We start from the raw sequence: 16723 nt of genomic DNA on the forward strand, positions 1-16723 counted from the left end.
CGAAAAATTGAATTGGGAACGAAAAGTAAAGACAAGCTTCTCAATTCAACAAAAGAATATTGATCGTTTAGATGAAATGGTTAATCAGTTGAACGCAAAATCAAGATCAACCTTATTAGATACCATAATAGAAAATGCTTATAGAGACTTTCAAGAATAATTGAGCGGGGAAAATGATGAAATCACAAATAGTTGATAGCAACAATTGATACGAAGACCTTGTATCTGATCAACGGGCTCAACGGACCGATGGGGGCTGATAAAGTATACAAGACAGAATAAAGTTGCCGGTAGGTAAGCACTATGCTAGACTATGACTAATTTAACAACCGAATAAAGAGATCAAGCTAAACAGAAAAATCCCCGATTCACGAGGAATCGGGGATTTTAGGTTTAGCAAGTAGCTAATAGCGAGCTACTTAGATTCAGTCGACTTTGACTTGCCGGAAAAAAATCGACTGAACATTGTTCTTAATTTGTAGGTTAATTATACCGCAAACCAGTCCGTAAGGACAAGTGAGGGATAATTAAAAACAAATTAAATCCAATGGACTAAGTAGCTAACCGAAGCTATTTAGTCCATTTTTGTTGTTAGAAATTAAAAAAAGTTGCCGACTGGGCAACTCACAAACAGACACATGCTGGTAAATTACAAAGCCGATCACGACCAATGTTCGCTTTGTAATTCAGTTAGAGCATATCAGATTTGTATTGTAATGCAAGTCGAATGTTTTAGCAACTCTCTTTTGAGACAGCGTGCGTCAGTCAAGAGAGGGAGTTTTTATTATGACAAAATCAACAAATTTTAATTACTATGAAGCAGATAACGTATATGGAGCCTTATTTTTCCAGTTCCCTAAGGTATTAATGTATGGCGAGCAATATAAACATTTAAGCAGTGATGCTAAATTGGCTTATATGGTACTGAAAGACCGGCTAGAGTATTCTTTGCGTAATCATTGGGTTGATGAAGATAATCATGTTTACTTTATTTTTACCGTTCAAGAACTACAAGACTTATTTAACTGCGCTACTGAAAAAGCCGTTAAAATAAAAAAAAGAATTACAAACAGCCAATCTATTAAAACAAATTCAAATGGGATTTAATCCTAAAACGAAAAAGAATGAACCGAATCGTTTATACCTTTCCAAGCTCGATGTGAAAGCTACTGATGTCTATTTAAGGGGTGAATATGGACAAGAAACGCCGAAATCCCTTGCTACGAGCGGAATTTCGAAAATCGAAAGTCCGCATGACTTCGTTGAATCCCTTGCTACGAGCGGAATTTCGAAAATCGAAAGTCCGCATGACTTCGTTGACAATAGCTCTCAATCCCTTGCTACGAGCGGAATTTCGAAAATCGAAAGCAATCTATATAAAGACTCTAAAAACATAGATACTAATAGATACAATATAGATACTCAAAAGTTGGACTTTTCCACAGCCCATTTCTCACCAGCAGAGATTCAAAAACAAAACCAGGATCTCATAAATCATGCTAATGACTTCTTAACTGATGAAGACAGTGGCTTACCGGTTTTCTTAGAACCAGAAGCTGTGCAACTACTTAGTTTTTGGTGCCGTACCCCACAACAAATGCGGCGCTTCATTGGCATTATCTTAAATGCTAAATACCGAGTTGAAAAGGATCATCAAGATATTGGCGTCATAATCCCGCTTGACGACGAAGAACTAAAACCTTTGATGACTAAAGCCTTAAGACGCTACTTTAACGCCCTAAGAAGCAATGAGAAGCATATCAAGAACGTGGAGAACTACTTATACGGCACTATGCAAAACCTATTTGGGATTTGGTGGAATAAACAAGCGGCTAGAGAATATGCGGCTAAACACCCCGAAGAACAGAACACTGACAATGAGCGTTATTGGAATTGAACGCCGTATAAGCTCATTTAAGCCGTTTTAAGTGTTGCAGTGCATAATTATATTAAAACTGCTTTAAAATCGCTTAGAAGCAAAAATAGGCGCCTTAAGTGGTTGAATAGGTGATGACTGAACTAAGTGAAAGTGAAGGGAGCCTTTTAAATGATCAAACCAAGCAAAGAAGTCGAAAAATAGAGCAATTGCTGGCTGACCCCTGGGCCGTTGATATTCAAGGCATTTGGGAACAAGCAGCCCATAACCCAGATCCTGATAAACGCAAGCTGTTTGACGCGTTACACACTTACCTCTTAGATAAACGCCAAGAGCAAATTATCAATGACAAGCATTTCGTGATTTAACATGAGTGAGCCAAAGAGATACATCATCGTGGCTGGGATAAGAGGCGCTGGTAAAAGCACTTTATATCGCGCGAGACCCGAATTATTTACTCACTCCAAACGATTAAATACCGATGAAATCCTCCCAAAAAAATGGGTGGCGATTGGCATAAAAATCGTGATAACTTTAGGGCAATGCGCGAAGAAATAAAACAACTCCACGCGGCTTTAAATACTGGGCAGAGTATTCATGTTGAAACAACCTTATCTGGGCAAGGAAAGGCACAATTAAATTTAATCGAGCGGGCTCACCAAAATGGGTTTGAGGTCACGCTTTTATACGTGGCGTTAAAAAAACAAAAAAAGTAGCAATTAATCGGGTTCATGAACGGGTCAAAAAGGTGGGCACGGTGTACCAGATGAAGTTGTTGAAAAACGTTATTTACCAGCAGTCGCATTCAAAGCTGATAATGTCGTGATCTATGATAATAGCCAAAAATTTGTGTCAGTTTACAGACGAGATCATGACCAGGTGATCAAAAATAATTTGCGTAACTTTCTTTGGATAAATCCAAAAATTACCTTTGAATCCGCCATTTAAAAGCAACTAAATGACTTTGTTAAAAATAATCCAGATTTAAAAATTAGAAATCCCATGAATGATTCAGAAAATAAAAACGATCGGCCTAGTTACTAGGCTGATCGTTTTTGAGCTTATTCGGCTTATGGGAATTAACGTAATCGGTAAATGTTTTTAAAAGCTATTCGGTTTGTTCGACTGATAAGTTATCAGCCTGAAAGTATTTTTCGAGTAAGGCTCCTTTTTGAATTAGTCGGCGAGAACGGGCTTTACGGGCTTGGCGGTTTTCATAGTATTTAGATTGCCGTAATTTAAAATCTTCTTGTTCAATTTTTTTGCTTTAAACGTGCTTGCTGCTCGACTAGTTTTTCATATTGATTAGACATGGAATTTCCCCATCTCGTATGGCTAATGATCTACGGGCTCTACCTTTAAAAATTCAGAAAATTGCTTAGCTAAAAGCTTAATCTGATCGTTAGACAAATTAGCATAATCTAAATTGGCTTGACTGATGATTTATTTACCTAGCCGTTGTTCAATCTTATTTTTTTTCGTCCTTAATTTTTTTGATTAAGGGCTTTTAATTTAGCTTCTTGTTTTTCTAAGTTACTTTTATACACAACGATCCCTCCAATCATATTAGAAATAATCACCTAAACTATATCATATAGGAAACGTTAAGTCGAAGTATAAAAGTTGAAATAGCGAAGCGGAAGGCATACACTAAAAGTAAATTCAGGAGAATAAGCAGACCGAGTGAAACGAGGTCAATGCGCACTTACACCCTTGACAAGTGTCAAGGGTAGATTTAATCCCCATTTTGATGGGGATTATTTGTATTAGAAGGCTAGCGCCAACGATAAAAATCCTAGAGCTAAATCTCAAGATTAATCAATCACATTGTGAAGAATCCAATGGCTATAAGCAAGACGAGCACCAGGAGTAATCACCCAGGGGTGATTAATTTCGAAAATTTGAATTTCAGTTGCTAAGTAAAGTGGCGTCTTACCATGATTAAAAGTAAAAACGGGTTGTGGAAAACCAGGCTTACTAGTAACTTGGTGAACACTTTGACGAGAGTTCATCTGCCAACGAATTTTTAAATCTTCACGCGATAATAATTGTGGCAGGTGTGTTTTTTTCAATTTGAGCTTGTTGCTGTAATTTTTGCGTAAAAGCTTGTTTAGTCTTGTTTTGATGCCAATCATCAAACAGCTCATATTTGTTTGATTTAAAATCTAAATCCATAAAGAACCCACCCCTAACCAAAGTTAATTTGATCCAGCATCGTTTCAGTACTAGCCTGGTCTAAGCCTAAATAAGCTAAAGTCATCGCCTCACTGGAATGATTGAGCAGATTCATGACTAAGCCAATATTATAGTTTGATTGTGTGTAGACACGATAAGCCCCGGTTTTGCGCATTGTATGGGTCCCTAGATAATTAATGCCTAACAGCTCGCCAACCTTACTCATAATTTTGTAGAACTGTTTTTCCGTGATATGGCGTTCGGGGTGTTGAATGGAAGGAAAGAGCCATTCAGAATCCAGCTGATGCTCAAGTAGCCATTGGCGATACAATAAGAGCTCTGTTTGAACTGGTTTAAGGTACAAGGTATTAGGCTTACCCGTTTTTCGATCGTGAATGAACGCATTTTGCTTAATAGACCCGTCCGGATTAAAAATATCGGTCTGTTTTAAGCGCATGACATCACTGACTCGCAAAAGTGTCGCTTTGCCAACTTGAAAAATCGTATAGTTACGCCGGCCAGCTTTAAAGTTGTTGAGTAACGTATCTTGAACCTCCTTAAGCACGTTAGAATCTTTGATGGGTAAGACAACTTGTTGCATAGTTTTAGCCCCTTTTCTTGAGATATTAAAATAGTTATGTTATTATTTTTGTAAGGAAAAAGTAAGGAGATGATATTGTGAGTGCAGGTAATGTAACTAAAGTTAGCTCGAAGATCACAAGTAAAAATCAGATTACAATTCCTAAAACAGTACGTGAGCTGTTAAAAGTTCGGTCTACTGACACAATTGAATGGCAGATTGAACCAAATGGTAGAGTAATGATTGTTCGTAGTAAACCTGATCTATGGCAACTTGTTGATGAACAAGAAAAAAAAGTTCGGAAATCTCAGTACCACAGAATTTGATTGGGGTAAGGACATAGAAAGTGAAGATTTTGATTAATGAAATTAAAACAAGGCGCTATTTTGTGGATTAATTTAGATCCAGCCAAAGGAACTGAAACTAAGAAAAAGCGACCGTGTTTAGTTGTGAGCAACGATCACTATAATCGCTATTTTAATACGGTGCTAGTTGTACCAATCAGCACTTCTGACAAATATCGCACGCTAGAAAAGTATGTTAAATCTCCGTTATTTATCAAGATAGATAAAGGGGAAATTCACGGAACAGCGTTATTACAACATGTCCGCGCTGTCGATCCAACAAAACGATCAGATGGCGAAGTTGTGGCCAATTTATCTCAGCAAGAAATTAGTTCGATTAGTACAAATGTCCAACAATTTTTTTTGAAAAACAGATGTTATTTATTGATAAAAGCAAAAAAAATAGCCCCCAATATCTACATTATAGATATTGGGGGCTATTTTAACAACGTTTTTGAGGGGTTATTTTGTTAATTATAGACCCTAAAATTGCTTGTGGGATTGTAACTTGGCGGTTCTCTATTCAGTTACTAAAGTAGGTAATACTTCTTTTGCAGTATATCAAGGCCCAAAACAGAACATCAAATGAAGAAGCCACCGAAAAATAACAGGATACCACCTAGAAGGCTGAAAGATAAATAAACTAAGGCAACATGTATATTCTTAGCTAAAGAAAATTCTATAATTTCATTAATCATGGTAGAAAAGGTAGTAAATCCGCCACAAAATCCAGTTCCTAAAAACAAATACCAAGCAGAATCGTGAAGTAAGTATCTAACAATAATTCCTAAACAAAAGGCCCCTACAAGATTAATAGTTAAGGTTGCCAAGGGAAAGTTAGGAATAGTTCGAGCACCAATGAATTTAGTTATATCATATCTACTAACAGAACCAAGCGCGGCTCCTATACCCACAAAAAGTAGCGTTCCCATTTCAGAATTAAACCTTCTTTCTTAAATTGTCTCCCAGAACAACACCTAAATAGGACATAACAAGTCCTAAAATAATGCTACTTAACAAGTAGGAAAACGCATCTAAATAATGACCTTGTTGAATTAAATTGAAAATATCATAGGTAAATGTTGAGAAAGTTGTAAAGGCACCGATAAGTCCCGTTCCAATGGATAAAGTGATAGTAGCAGGGATTCTCTCTTGTAACGCTAAAAAAATGATTCACTAATCCCAGACCAAAACAACCAATTAAATTAATGATAAGTGTACCTAGTACTGTACTGTGATTGATAAAGTAACCGATAACCATATATCTCAATAGGCCTCCCACAAATCCGAATAAAGCGATTCTTATTTCATCCATTTACCTTAAAATCCTCTTTTCTTAATTTATTTCTAAACAAAAAGTAGCCGGAAAGATTCTTCCCAGTTACTTTTGTGTTTATTAAATCTCAAATTAAATGATAATCAGTTGAGATTAACACTATCGGGGAAATAAGCTAGATATGTGCAGCCAATCGAATAGATGTCAGCACAATGCCCGTTAATAAAGTGATCACGATTGCTAATCCAATCAAGGATGGGCTGAGTGCGGCGATCCCCCAGCCGTTAAGTGCCAGAACCAGTGTCAATGCACAGTTGCCGCTGATTGCTATTGCCACGGCACGACTGGGTCTGCCAGCCCAAAACGGCTTTTGAGTGCGGGTCATCAGGATCGTCAGCATTGCGCTAAAAATCAGATAGACGTAAAGGCCGGTGCTGACTTGTCCAGTCGTTAGACCAAGCCGTTGCAACCAAGTCAGCCAACCGTAGCCGACCGCTGACCAGCCTATGGCCAAGATGCCAGCAATCTTGCTAAGTTTGGGCAGGTTCCAGCTTTCTGGCTGGTGGGTGATCGTCGTGCGGTCAGTGCCGAGCACAAGGGTCACACAATCATTCAGGATCGCGACCAGGATCATCGCGTTTAAGGTTAGTGGAATGAAGTGGAGAATCAGATAACCTAATGTCAGCAGGAGTGTCAGCTCCGCGGTGCGTGAAAGCTTGGTGATCGTCCAGGTCATCATGCGTTGATAGACGCGGTGGCCGGCATCTAGGATCTCGATGATCGGCGTCAGGCCGTCTGTTAGCAAAACCATGCGCGCTGAGCGCTTGGCGAGATCAACGGCACTGTCCACGGCTATACCAACGTCGGCTTGTTTCAAGGCGGGTGCGTCGTTGACCCCGTCGCCGGTCATACCAACAACATAGCCTTCACCTTGTAGACACTTGGCCATCGCCAATTTGTCTTCTGGGGTCACGTCGGCGATGCCTGCGAGGTCTGCAATTTTGGTCCCGACATTAACCTCGGTGTACGAGAGCACCTCACCGTTTAGCCCAACTGCTTGGGCAATCGCGGCGGCAGTTTTTTTGGTTATCGCCAGTCAGCATGATTACTTTGACGCCGCGTGCCTGCAGAGCCTTGATGGCAGTTGCGGAATCTGCCCGAGGTTGGTCCTGGAGTACGAACAAGCCTATTAGTTGTGAATCAACGACCACGCTGCCGTACGTCCTTCGGCGTAGTCGACCGCCGATAGGTCTGGGTGGTTGGTGGCCACCGCCGCCAACTTTTTCAATGCGCCGACTTTCACGTTGACAGTGGCGCTGTCGGTGACCACAGTGGCTTGGGAGTAACCAATACCGGAGGTGAACGGCGTGAATTTATGCTGAGGCCAGGCCTTAATGTTCTGTGCTTGAGCATAGTTGAATAACGCCGCGTCAATCACGCTGGCATTGCGCGTATCTGCTGCACTGATCGCCAGCTGGATCACGTCGGCGTCTGGGAGCGTCGACCAGTTGTAGAACGCGACCACAGAGGCTTATTGGCGGTGATTGTACCGGTTTTATCCACGAGTAGCACATTCATATTGGCGGCTTCTTGAATACCGGTGAGATCGGAAACCAAGACGTGCTTGGTGCTCAAAACCTTGGCTTCGACCGAGTTAGCAACGGCAAAACTAGATGGCATAGCAATCGGAATCGTTGCGATGAACAGCATTGCCAGAAACGGCAGCATGGCGACCAAGTCTTCGTGGCGGACAATGGCCACGATGATCAATAGCACGGCCAACACCGCATCGAGTGCAGCTAGATAGCCGATGATTTTGCCCAAGAGCTTCTGCAAATGCCCCGGCGCCGAGCTTTGGTTGATCAGGCTGATCGTTTTTCCGCTGCGGCTATTAGCACCGGTGGCGGTGACGATCGCTAAGGCATTGCCGGAGAGGACTTCGGTGCCGGCATAGGCTGTATCACCAGGGGTGCGGTTGACGGCCTTGGCTTCGCCTGTGATACTGCTTTCGTTGACTTCCAGTGTGTCCGTCAACAGGCGCACATCGGCAGGGATAATGTCCCCTTGGCGTAGGCTGATGAGGTCATCAACGACTAAGTGCTTGGCTGACACCTGTTTCCACTTGCCATCGCGGCTGACCGCGGCGGTCGGCGATAAGTCATGTGATAGACTGCGTAAGACTGTGTTGGCGCGGTGAGATTGAATCGCGCCATTGACCGCAGCAAAGAGCAACATTAGCACGATGAACCCGGATTGGATGCCCTTGCCTAACACGATTTCAATGATCAGCGCCGCTTCGAGTATCCACGCGCTAGGCTCCCACAGGCGGGTGATAATGGCCGTGGCAAAGTTGAAGGGGGTTTCGGCCACTTCGTTGAAGCCATCGCGGGCCAGTCGCCGGTCAGCTTCGGCCTGGGTGAGGCCGTCTAGAGTATTTTTTTTCAGTCATAGTAGACACCTGTTTTCTGAAAAATAATAAGTGGCCGCGCAAATATCAGTGCCCGGGTCAGCGCCGTGTAAAGCCTTGTTGATCTCGGTATTGACGTTGGCCACGGCCTTTGAGACGCCTTTGCCTTGAAGCCGGGCGCCGCCGTCGCGCAACTCGACGGCTTCTTTTTCGCCGGTCGATGCAACAGATGGTACCTCCGCGTGGCCGAGCGTACCATCTGATAGGATAACATCGGCCTCAACTGTTGGATTGCCACGAGAGTCAAAGATTTCACGAGCTAGAGCTTTTTCAATGTAAATTTTCATACCAATACTTCCTTTCTTAAGAACGAAAAAAATGACGTCTGTTTATTCACACTTTTTTTAGTGAATAAACAGACGTCATCAATCCTTACGAATATTTAAAGGCGAACGTCATCGCCGTGAACTTATATATAAAATATACACTTAAAGAACAAGAAAACAAATGATTCAGGTAAAAAAAGGACGATACACTGTTATTCAACTCACCATCTAAAAACTTAGTCGGTGGCTCTTAGACCAAGTTTGCGAACATGAAAATACGAATACTGCTTTAATTTATTCGCTTAAGCAAATAAATTAAAATGTTTGGTTTTCGCCGCCAATAAAGTTATTCCAATCACTTCACCAGTATACTGGCTTTCCTGACACTGTGAATAATTGATTGGTAATCATGAATTAAAAACATTTAACGAGATCCGCTACTAGTTATTTAGCCGTTTGATCCAGTGCCGGGGATATTCTGAGAGTACCATGCATTGATTACTTGGTAACAAGAATAAAATTATTACCAAAAATGCCACCAAGCATTTTTGGTGTTTGAGGTATTATTGTTGTTTACTGAACTGGAGGGAGTAAGGTTATCTTTTTTTAAGAGTAGTTGACTTAAATGCTTCAATTTTTTTTCTCAGCCATTAGTTGCAATTGTTGTGATTGATCTAATAATTTGTGCATTGATTTTAATTGTGCATCTTTTTCTTTAATTTGACTATCTTTGATTGCTAATTGTTGGTTGAGTAATTCTATTGTATTTTGATGCCTATTACCGGTTTTACTAGTAAATGTTACTCCTTCTGGTTTCTGGTAGTTTCCACCAATGAAATGTTGTTTTAATAGTAAATAGCCTGAATTGATAACAACTAGAGTTTGTACCCCGTTCCTAGTCACGGTTTGCACATAGTTTGCTCTGAAGTTTGTATCTAGTTTTTTTTCTAATGGCTTGTTTTGATACACCAAATTCATCAGCAAGCTCTCTAATGGTTTTAGGCATGATTTCCAAACCCCTTTCGGAGTTCAGCAAGTGCTTCTTGTCTTGCTTGATCTCTTATTTTTTTTATCGTGCTCGGCCTGTTTATCAGCCAATGCTTGTTTCTCAGTAGATCCTAGTGGTAGGCCTTTTACTTTATCAGTAGCGCGCCATTTTTCTTGTTCTGTTAGTTCACCATTATGCTGAATATTAAAAAGCTTTTGACGCTCATCTTGTAATTGGCCTTGTGAGAAATCATTGGCATCTTTCTTTTCGGGTTTCCAGGTAAACGAATAGCCAATAACTGGTTTCCCACGCCCTTTACCATATTTTTTTTCTAACCGTTAATCCTCTAAACAAAGGAGTTAATTCTTCTTTAATGGGTTTTATAACAAATTTATCGACGTTAGAGGGACTATTCCAGTAACTTTTGGGCATATCTAGTAATTCAAAAAAAGTCTTCTTTAGAAAAATAAGCATATCCAGTGGTTCTGAACTGTTTTAGTAACCGAAACATTGTTTTTGCGTAACTACTTTTTAAATCTCTAAACTCTGCCAACGCATAACGAACCCAACTTTCAAGCTTGTTTAAAAGGGGTAAAGCACGTTCATAAACTTTTACGTCTACATAAGGTTCTTCTGCATCTCCATCAATTTTAAATTCTGTAAACAAAACAAAAAAACTCTCGAGTTAATCCACTTTTACTTCGTCTACCAAAATGTAATCCCATCATTTTTTTCATAAGTTCTCTGAATGTCATCTTCAAAACGGTTATTTGCAGTAGGTTTATAAGAACGTGTTTGGATACTTTGACATTCGATTTGATTTTAGTTAAATTAGATCAAAAACAGGAGTTTTTAATCCATGAAAAGCTTTGCACACCATTATAGTAGCGACATCTCTCGTGAACAATTTGAACTAATCCGGACAGATCTAGAAGGCATACGTAAGCGGACTAAGCCAAGAAAGGTTGATTTATATGATATCTTTTGTGCCCTGCTTTATACCTTGAAAAATGGGTGCGTTTGGCGCGATTTACCCAGCGATTTTCCTAAATGGGAAACCGTCTATTATTACTGGTTACTTTGGACTAAAACGCCATCTCCTGCTGGTATCACTCCTCTGGATAAGGTTTTAAAAAAAATTGTCAGCCAACATCGGTTGGCTCAGAAGCGTTCAGTTTATACATCGTTCGTCATTCTAGATGCTCAAAGTGTCAAGAATACCGATCCTGCTGAAAGTAGCGGCTACGATGGTGGTAAAAAGGTGAGTGGGATTAAGCGCCATCTTGCTGTAGATATCAATGGGCTGCCGATGTCAGTCCATGTGACAACCGCCAATGTTTCTGAGCGTGATGGCGCCAATGCGCTACTGGCGTTAAACAAATCACAGTTTGACCTGGTTCAACGAGTAATGGCCGATGGTGGTTATACTGGTAACAACTTTGCTCAATCAGTTCAGGCAATGATTAACGCTGAAGTCATTATTGCTAAACAGAGTGACCTTAGGCACGGTCAAGTGACCCCGCAACGCTGGGTTATCGAACGCAGTTTTAGCTGGCTAGGAAAATATCGGCGCCTCTGGCGCAATTGTGAGCGAAAGCTGAACACCAGTAAGATGATGATTAGCCTAGCCTTCCTGCGAATACTCTTGAAAAGATTCTAAACACGTTCTTACTGGTTAAGTAAAGACGTTCGTGGGTTTCTGCTGCTTCTAAAATGACGTGCTTTCTCATGGGTTTCACTCCTACCGAATCACCAGACTGAATGCAAGGATTGTTATCGCTCGGATAATAAGATTCTGAAAGCGGGTCCGTCAAACCAAAATAATGAAAACAATTCTTTGACATCTTTCAACAATCGCGTTACGCTATGATTCGTTAGATTGCTAACGAAAACAGGAGTGTGAATTATGCAAGAAACAAAAACAACTCAAAAAAATTGGCCCAAAAGTCATTGCCGCGGTGATTGCTACCGGGCTGATGTCGTTTTGCGGGGTCATTGTGGAAACGTCGATGAACGTCACTTTTCCCACGTTAATGAAACAATTCAACGTCACTACCAGCACCGTACAGTGGATGACGACTGGCTATCTGTTGACCGTGGCCATCATCGTGCCGCTGTCAGCTACGTTCAAGCGGCGGTTCAAAACGAAATCGCTGTTTATAACGGCTAATCTGCTGTTTATGGCTGGCGTTCTGATCGATGCAACGGCCCCGGCCTTTACATTGTTATTATTCGGGCGCATCGTTCAGGGGTTTGGGACCGGGATTGCTCTGCCACTGATGTTTAACATTATTTTGGAACAGGTACCCATTAGTAAACGGGGGCTCATGATGGGGGTCGGGACCCTCATTACCGCAGTTGCACCAGCGATTGGGCCAACCTTTGGCGGCATCGTTGCCAACTATCTTGGCTGGCGCTTTGTCTTCATCATTCTGTGGCCGTTATTAATCATCTCACTGGTTATCGGCATCATGACGATTGAACAAAAGAGTCAGATTCGTAAAGTACGGTTGGACGTTCTCAGTGTATTGCTGATCATGGTCACGTTTATTGGCTTGATCGTGGGCTTCAGTAACATCGGCAGTGCCAGCTTTCTAAGTCTGGACATTGGTGGCGCACTGCTCATCGGTGTCATTGGACTGGTCGGTTTGGTGTACCGGTCAATGCACATTGCCCAACCCGTTATCGATCTGCGCGTTATGACAACCGGCAGATTCAGCGGCCACGTCTTATCATTCTTCCTATTACAGTTGATATCGTTAGGGATGTCGTTCCTGTTGCCAAACTACATTCAGCTGGTCAACGGCTCAACCTCCACGATTGCCGGGCTGGTCGTTTTACCAGGCGCTGCCTTGGGGGCTGCCCTGGCACCGATCAGTGGCCGGATTCTCGATAACTTCGGTGCCCGAAAACCAATTTTATTTGGTTGCGGATTGGTATTGATTTCCCTGATCGTTTTCACTAGTTTGGCGCAAAATATGAGCAATATCGTCATTATCAGTGTATATTTGTGCTATATGTTTGGTATCGGATTAGGCTTTGGCAATATCATGACAAGCGGGTTAGCGGAATTGAGCAGTCAGCAGCAAAGCGATGGGAACGCGGTTTTAAACACCCTGCAGCAGTTTGCCGGCGCCACTGGGACGTCGATTGTTTCCGCCATTGTGGCGGCCAGTCAATCCGGCCACGGCACACAGGCACATTTAACCGCTGTTGGGACGCAGCACGCACTGCTGGTCCTAACGATCGTTATGGTCGTGTCACTCGTGTCGTTGATCCGCTCAGTCCGCAAGACAACAGGCCAAACAGAAAATTAGAGGAAACTAGGTAAAAACATGGCATCTAATTTTGGTGTATTAATTAAGCGCGCAGCCAATGACCAGGACAAGGCAATGGACGCCTACGCCAGGCAATACGGCCTGACGGGGGTCCAAATGTCGATGATTGATTTTCTGGGACGCCGGTCAAACGACGTTGTTCTCCAGCGCGATATTGAGGCAGAATTTAACATTCAACGTTCCACGGCAACGGTCCTGCTGCAACGTATGGAGCATAAGGGTTTCGTGGTGCGTCAATCGGCAGCCAGCGACGCCCGGCAGAAGCAGGTGATCTTAACGCAAAAGGCTGTGGGGTTGAAACAGCATGTGGAAAGTTACATTGATAATCAACAAGCCAAAGTCGAAGCGGCTTTTTCACCAGCTGAAATGGCCATTGTTAATCGTGCGTTGAAGTTTTGGATCGAAGAGAATAGGAAGTAACGCCTGTCATGTGGAGCGTTAGAACAGGTTGCAAGTAGTTACGCCATTTATCGCTTCGTGACGCAGATTGACCTTGCGGGGTTGCTCTGAAGTAATCGAAGCCACCGGCCGCCAAATTACTCGCACAGAACGGTGCCAAAGTCGTTTTAGGTGCTCGGCGTGAGGAACGGCTGCAGAGCCTCGTTAAGGAAATTACGGATGCCGGCGGGTTTGCCAGCTATTCCGTGACTGACGTTACCAAGCCAGATGATTTGAAGAAACTGGTTGCTAAGGCACAGGCTGATTTTGGCGGTTTAGACGTGATCTTCAACAATGCCGGAATCATGCCATCATCACCCATCAGAAACTGTTTGAGGTCTTTGAAAGACGCTTGAATTTCCGGTAAAATATGTAAAAAAAAGGACTTCATTATGACTGATTATCCAAGCAATATCACTCGTGACCAATTTGAATTGATTCGCGTTGACCTTGAGACGTTTCGCAAGCGTACATGTCCTCGAAGGGTGGACCTATTTGATGTCTTCAATGCAGTGCTTTACGAGCTTCGTACGGGCGCTCAATGGCGTCAGTTGCCGCATGATTTTCCGAAATGGCAAACCGTTTACACTTACTTTGCCATGTGGTCAAAACCATTAGCTAATTCGGAATATTCCCTGATTGACCTGCTTTTAAAAAAAATTGTCGCTCGAGAGCGATTACGAATGGGACGATCGGTACGAACGTCGTTCGTAATTCTTGATGCGCAAAGCGTCAAAAATACGGCAACACCCCAAAATAAAGGGTATGATGGCGGCAAGAAAATCAGTGGGATTAAACGCCACCTTGCCGTTGATATTAATGGTCTCCGAACGGGACGGTGCGATCGCTTTACTCGCGTTAAATGAAGAGCAGTTTGATCTTGTTCAGCGAGTGATGGCCGATGGTGGCTATACAGGCGACAACTTCGCCCAGTCGGTCCATGCAATCATTGGTGCAGATGTCATTATCGCCAAACAAAGTGATCTGAAGAACGGTCAAGTAACGCCACAGCGCTGGGTCGTGGAACGTAGTTTCAGTTGGTTAACCAACTGGCGACGGCTTTGGTTCAATTGCGAACGCAAGTTAAATACCAGTAAAGTCATGGTTGCTATGGCCTTTATAGGGATCCTGCTTGCTCGTCAATAGAGACCTCAAACAGCTTCTTATAGATTTTTGAAATTTACAACCAATACTAAAAGGAATAAAAAAATAAAAAAAGGCCACTAGGGTATACCCTATTGGTCTTTTTTTATTTCTGTGCTATACTAGGAATTACAAGTGTTCATTAGAACTGTCCAAAAGGATAATTGGAAATGGCTAAAATCGGTTATGCGCGTGTGAGTTCCAAGGAGCAACATTTAGATCGACAGTTAGCGGCTTTAAAAGACGTTGATAAATTATTTACGGATAAATTAAGTGGGGCTAACACTAATCGGCCAGAACTGCAAAAAAATGCTGGCCTATATTCGTGAGGGTGATATTATCCTGGTCACTGAATTAGATCGCTTAGGCAGAAACAATCAGGATTTAACTAAGATCATGAACTCCATTCAAAATAAGGGTGCCACCCTAGATGTGTTGAATTTGCCGTCCATGACAGGGATCGCTGATCCTAACTTACGCCAATTGATGACCAACCTCATTATTGAACTGTATAAGTACCAGGCTGAAAGTGAGCGTAAGCGGATCATTGAGCGCCAGCAGCAAGGGATTGCCTTAGCTAAGCAGCAGGGTAAATATCATGGGCGCAAACCCCAATACACCCAAGACGATCCCCGCTTGCAACATGCTTTTAAGCTTTACGAGGCAGGCATGAGTGATGTCGATGTTGCCCGTAGTACAGGAATTAAACGGACAACCTTTATAAGGTATCGAAAGAAATTTAATGTTAACAGATAATAGGTATGACTAATTGTTGAAACCTATTTATACCACCAAATAAATACCTTTATGCGTTTTATGTATTCCATTAGTACTACTTTTATCTTGATTTTGTGTTCTTAAAGTCGTATTATGTAGGAGAACAAGGTATTCGTTAAGTGTTACCTTTATCTTTATATGTTAGGAGGAAAGTGTGTTATGCAAGTAATCAGTTTTATGGCTATCAAAGGTGGCGTTGGTAAAACCACAATGGCATTTCAGTTCGCCAAATTTTTACAAACACAAGATCAAAAAGTTTTGATGATCGATTTGGACGCACAGAAGAGTTTGACGGGCACTTTTGAAAATGAACATTTTAATTTCAGTGCAAAGCCAACCATTGCAGATGTCCTAGAAAAACCAAGCTCCGGGTTAATTGAGACACAAGTTCAGGATAATATCGCGATAATTCCATCAACTAGCAACCTGGAAGAAGTAGCAGATCGTTTAGCCTCAAAACCAAATAGAGAATTGCTATTATTTATGTGGTTTGTTAAAAATGCGCAAGAACTGAATCAAAAATATGACTACATAATTATCGACTTGCCACCAGCTTGGAACCTGTTAAGCAAAAATGGTGTAGCTGTAGCCGATAAAATCATTTCTCCAATGGAACCAAGTCGATTTGGGTATGAAAGTCATACAAAAGTATTGCAAAGTGTGGGAACTTTACAAGATGAAGTTGTTGATCCAGTTAGTGGTAAATCATATATTACTGCCAACGTATTCTTTTTAGGCAATCGAATCAAACACAATACTAATTCTTCTCACGAATTTTTATCAGCACTCAAACATATAGACAATGTCATTGGGGTTATCCCAGAAAAGGAATTAGTTAACGCTAGTATGCTTGCAAAGGAGGGCATACTAGAATATGCAACCCAGAATGACAAGTTGCATGAACAAGAGCCATTTCTCAAACTATTAAGTGACGTGTTTTCAGAAATCCAAAAACAGGGGAATGATTAACTTATGGCAAACAAATTTGAAAAGTTTTCAAGTACCAACAACGATTACCAAGTGGCTAGAGACATTCAGCAAAAAGATGCACTTAA

At 41.8% G+C, this 16723-nt stretch carries 10 protein-coding genes, 13 pseudogenes and 1 riboswitch; of the genes and pseudogenes, 12 read left to right on the forward strand and 11 right to left on the reverse strand.

Features of this window, described 5'->3' with window-relative positions; genetic code table 11:
- Positions 1–786: 786 nt before the first annotated feature.
- The 3 genes and pseudogenes from JCM13996_RS09960 to JCM13996_RS12105 all read left to right on the forward strand — a co-directional run bounded on the left by JCM13996_RS09960 (position 787) and on the right by JCM13996_RS12105 (position 2920).
- A pseudogene (locus JCM13996_RS09960) lies at positions 787–1897 on the forward strand (replication initiator protein A).
- A 113-nt stretch (positions 1898–2010) separates the two neighbouring features.
- Positions 2011–2244, forward strand: a complete 234-nt coding sequence (locus JCM13996_RS09965) for a hypothetical protein (protein ID WP_054751015.1) — start codon at positions 2011–2013, stop codon at positions 2242–2244.
- A gap of 1 nt (position 2245) precedes the next feature.
- Positions 2246–2920: pseudogene (locus JCM13996_RS12105) on the forward strand (ATPase).
- On the opposite strand, the pseudogene JCM13996_RS10615 reads toward JCM13996_RS12105, so the two are convergent.
- The 4 genes and pseudogenes from JCM13996_RS10615 to JCM13996_RS09980 all read right to left on the reverse strand — a co-directional run bounded on the left by JCM13996_RS10615 (position 2910) and on the right by JCM13996_RS09980 (position 4652).
- Positions 2910–3189: pseudogene (locus tag JCM13996_RS10615) on the reverse strand (hypothetical protein). The pseudogenes JCM13996_RS12105 and JCM13996_RS10615 sit on opposite strands and share 11 nt — an antisense overlap.
- A 22-nt stretch (positions 3190–3211) precedes the next feature.
- Positions 3212–3423, reverse strand: a pseudogene (locus JCM13996_RS10620) (hypothetical protein).
- A gap of 267 nt (positions 3424–3690) precedes the next feature.
- A pseudogene (locus tag JCM13996_RS09975) lies at positions 3691–4051 on the reverse strand (hypothetical protein).
- Between the two features lie 13 nt (positions 4052–4064).
- Positions 4065–4652: a site-specific integrase gene (locus tag JCM13996_RS09980; protein WP_050340461.1), complete on the reverse strand. Its 588-nt coding sequence runs from the start codon at positions 4650–4652 to the stop codon at positions 4065–4067.
- A 77-nt stretch (positions 4653–4729) separates the two neighbouring features.
- On the opposite strand from JCM13996_RS09980, the pseudogene JCM13996_RS09985 reads away from it, so the two are divergent.
- Positions 4730–4994 (forward strand): annotated as a pseudogene (locus JCM13996_RS09985) (type II toxin-antitoxin system PrlF family antitoxin).
- Positions 4994–5338, forward strand: a pseudogene (locus JCM13996_RS09990) (type II toxin-antitoxin system PemK/MazF family toxin); the annotation flags it as partial. The pseudogenes JCM13996_RS09985 and JCM13996_RS09990, both read left to right, overlap by 1 nt.
- Before the next feature lie 218 nt (positions 5339–5556).
- On the opposite strand, the gene JCM13996_RS10625 reads toward JCM13996_RS09990, so the two are convergent.
- From JCM13996_RS10625 to JCM13996_RS10640, 7 genes and pseudogenes are all read right to left on the reverse strand, one after another.
- A complete protein-coding gene (locus JCM13996_RS10625) occupies positions 5557–5907 on the reverse strand; it encodes a fluoride efflux transporter FluC (RefSeq protein ID WP_082383931.1) in 351 nt (116 codons plus the stop codon).
- A gap of 7 nt (positions 5908–5914) precedes the next feature.
- Positions 5915–6148 (reverse strand): fluoride efflux transporter FluC, encoded by a 234-nt coding sequence (locus tag JCM13996_RS13035; protein ID WP_082383932.1) that lies wholly within the window; start codon positions 6146–6148, stop codon positions 5915–5917.
- The gene (locus JCM13996_RS13040) at positions 6045–6290 is read right to left on the reverse strand and encodes a FluC/FEX family fluoride channel (RefSeq protein WP_156321963.1); all 246 of its coding nucleotides are present in this window, start codon (positions 6288–6290) and stop codon (positions 6045–6047) included. The genes JCM13996_RS13035 and JCM13996_RS13040 overlap by 104 nt, the downstream gene beginning before the upstream one ends.
- 136 nt (positions 6291–6426) lie before the next feature.
- Positions 6427–8696: pseudogene (locus JCM13996_RS09995) on the reverse strand (HAD-IC family P-type ATPase).
- 57 nt (positions 8697–8753) lie between these two features.
- Positions 8754–9005, reverse strand: a pseudogene (locus tag JCM13996_RS10000) (phosphopyruvate hydratase); the annotation flags it as partial.
- Between the two features lie 62 nt (positions 9006–9067).
- A riboswitch (Fluoride riboswitch) is annotated at positions 9068–9130 on the reverse strand.
- A 484-nt stretch (positions 9131–9614) separates the two neighbouring features.
- On the reverse strand, positions 9615–9962 hold the full coding sequence (locus tag JCM13996_RS11055; protein ID WP_156321964.1) for a hypothetical protein: 348 nt from the start codon (positions 9960–9962) through the stop codon (positions 9615–9617).
- Positions 9963–9982: 20 nt separating this feature from the next.
- Positions 9983–10761, reverse strand: a pseudogene (locus JCM13996_RS10640) (replication initiation protein); the annotation flags it as partial.
- Between the two features lie 70 nt (positions 10762–10831).
- On the opposite strand from JCM13996_RS10640, the gene JCM13996_RS10645 reads away from it, so the two are divergent.
- From JCM13996_RS10645 to JCM13996_RS10040, 7 genes and pseudogenes are all read left to right on the forward strand, one after another.
- On the forward strand, positions 10832–11632 hold the full coding sequence (locus JCM13996_RS10645) for an IS5 family transposase (protein ID WP_082383933.1): 801 nt from the start codon (positions 10832–10834) through the stop codon (positions 11630–11632).
- Positions 11633–11906: 274 nt separating this feature from the next.
- A complete protein-coding gene (locus JCM13996_RS10015) occupies positions 11907–13289 on the forward strand; it encodes a DHA2 family efflux MFS transporter permease subunit (RefSeq protein WP_054751011.1) in 1383 nt (460 codons plus the stop codon).
- Between the two features lie 18 nt (positions 13290–13307).
- Positions 13308–13730, forward strand: coding sequence for a MarR family winged helix-turn-helix transcriptional regulator (locus JCM13996_RS10020; protein WP_054751012.1), 423 nt, complete (start codon positions 13308–13310; stop codon positions 13728–13730).
- A gap of 110 nt (positions 13731–13840) precedes the next feature.
- Positions 13841–14071: pseudogene (locus tag JCM13996_RS10650) on the forward strand (SDR family oxidoreductase); the annotation flags it as partial.
- Between the two features lie 69 nt (positions 14072–14140).
- A pseudogene (locus tag JCM13996_RS10655) lies at positions 14141–14894 on the forward strand (IS5 family transposase).
- A gap of 167 nt (positions 14895–15061) precedes the next feature.
- Positions 15062–15647 (forward strand): annotated as a pseudogene (locus tag JCM13996_RS10035) (recombinase family protein).
- 180 nt (positions 15648–15827) lie between these two features.
- On the forward strand, positions 15828–16637 hold the full coding sequence (locus tag JCM13996_RS10040; RefSeq protein WP_054751014.1) for a ParA family protein: 810 nt from the start codon (positions 15828–15830) through the stop codon (positions 16635–16637).
- Positions 16638–16723: the final 86 nt, after the last annotated feature.

This window comes from Lacticaseibacillus thailandensis DSM 22698 = JCM 13996, from assembly GCF_001312865.1.
GTDB classification, from domain to species: domain Bacteria; phylum Bacillota; class Bacilli; order Lactobacillales; family Lactobacillaceae; genus Lacticaseibacillus; species Lacticaseibacillus thailandensis.

Excerpts from the sequence above, each read along its gene's own strand:
- JCM13996_RS09980 (WP_050340461.1), bottom strand. The coding sequence starts at position 4,652 with ATGCAACAAGTTGTCTTACCCATCAAAGATTCTAACGTGCTTAAGGAG.
- JCM13996_RS09965 (WP_054751015.1), top strand. The coding sequence starts at position 2,011 with ATGACTGAACTAAGTGAAAGTGAAGGGAGCCTTTTAAATGATCAAACC.
- JCM13996_RS10625 (WP_082383931.1), bottom strand. The coding sequence starts at position 5,907 with ATGGGAACGCTACTTTTTGTGGGTATAGGAGCCGCGCTTGGTTCTGTT.
- JCM13996_RS13040 (WP_156321963.1), bottom strand. The coding sequence starts at position 6,290 with ATGGATGAAATAAGAATCGCTTTATTCGGATTTGTGGGAGGCCTATTG.
- JCM13996_RS10020 (WP_054751012.1), top strand. The coding sequence starts at position 13,308 with ATGGCATCTAATTTTGGTGTATTAATTAAGCGCGCAGCCAATGACCAG.
- JCM13996_RS10040 (WP_054751014.1), top strand. The coding sequence starts at position 15,828 with ATGCAAGTAATCAGTTTTATGGCTATCAAAGGTGGCGTTGGTAAAACC.
- JCM13996_RS10645 (WP_082383933.1), top strand. The coding sequence starts at position 10,832 with ATGAAAAGCTTTGCACACCATTATAGTAGCGACATCTCTCGTGAACAA.
- JCM13996_RS11055 (WP_156321964.1), bottom strand. The coding sequence starts at position 9,962 with ATGAATTTGGTGTATCAAAACAAGCCATTAGAAAAAAAACTAGATACA.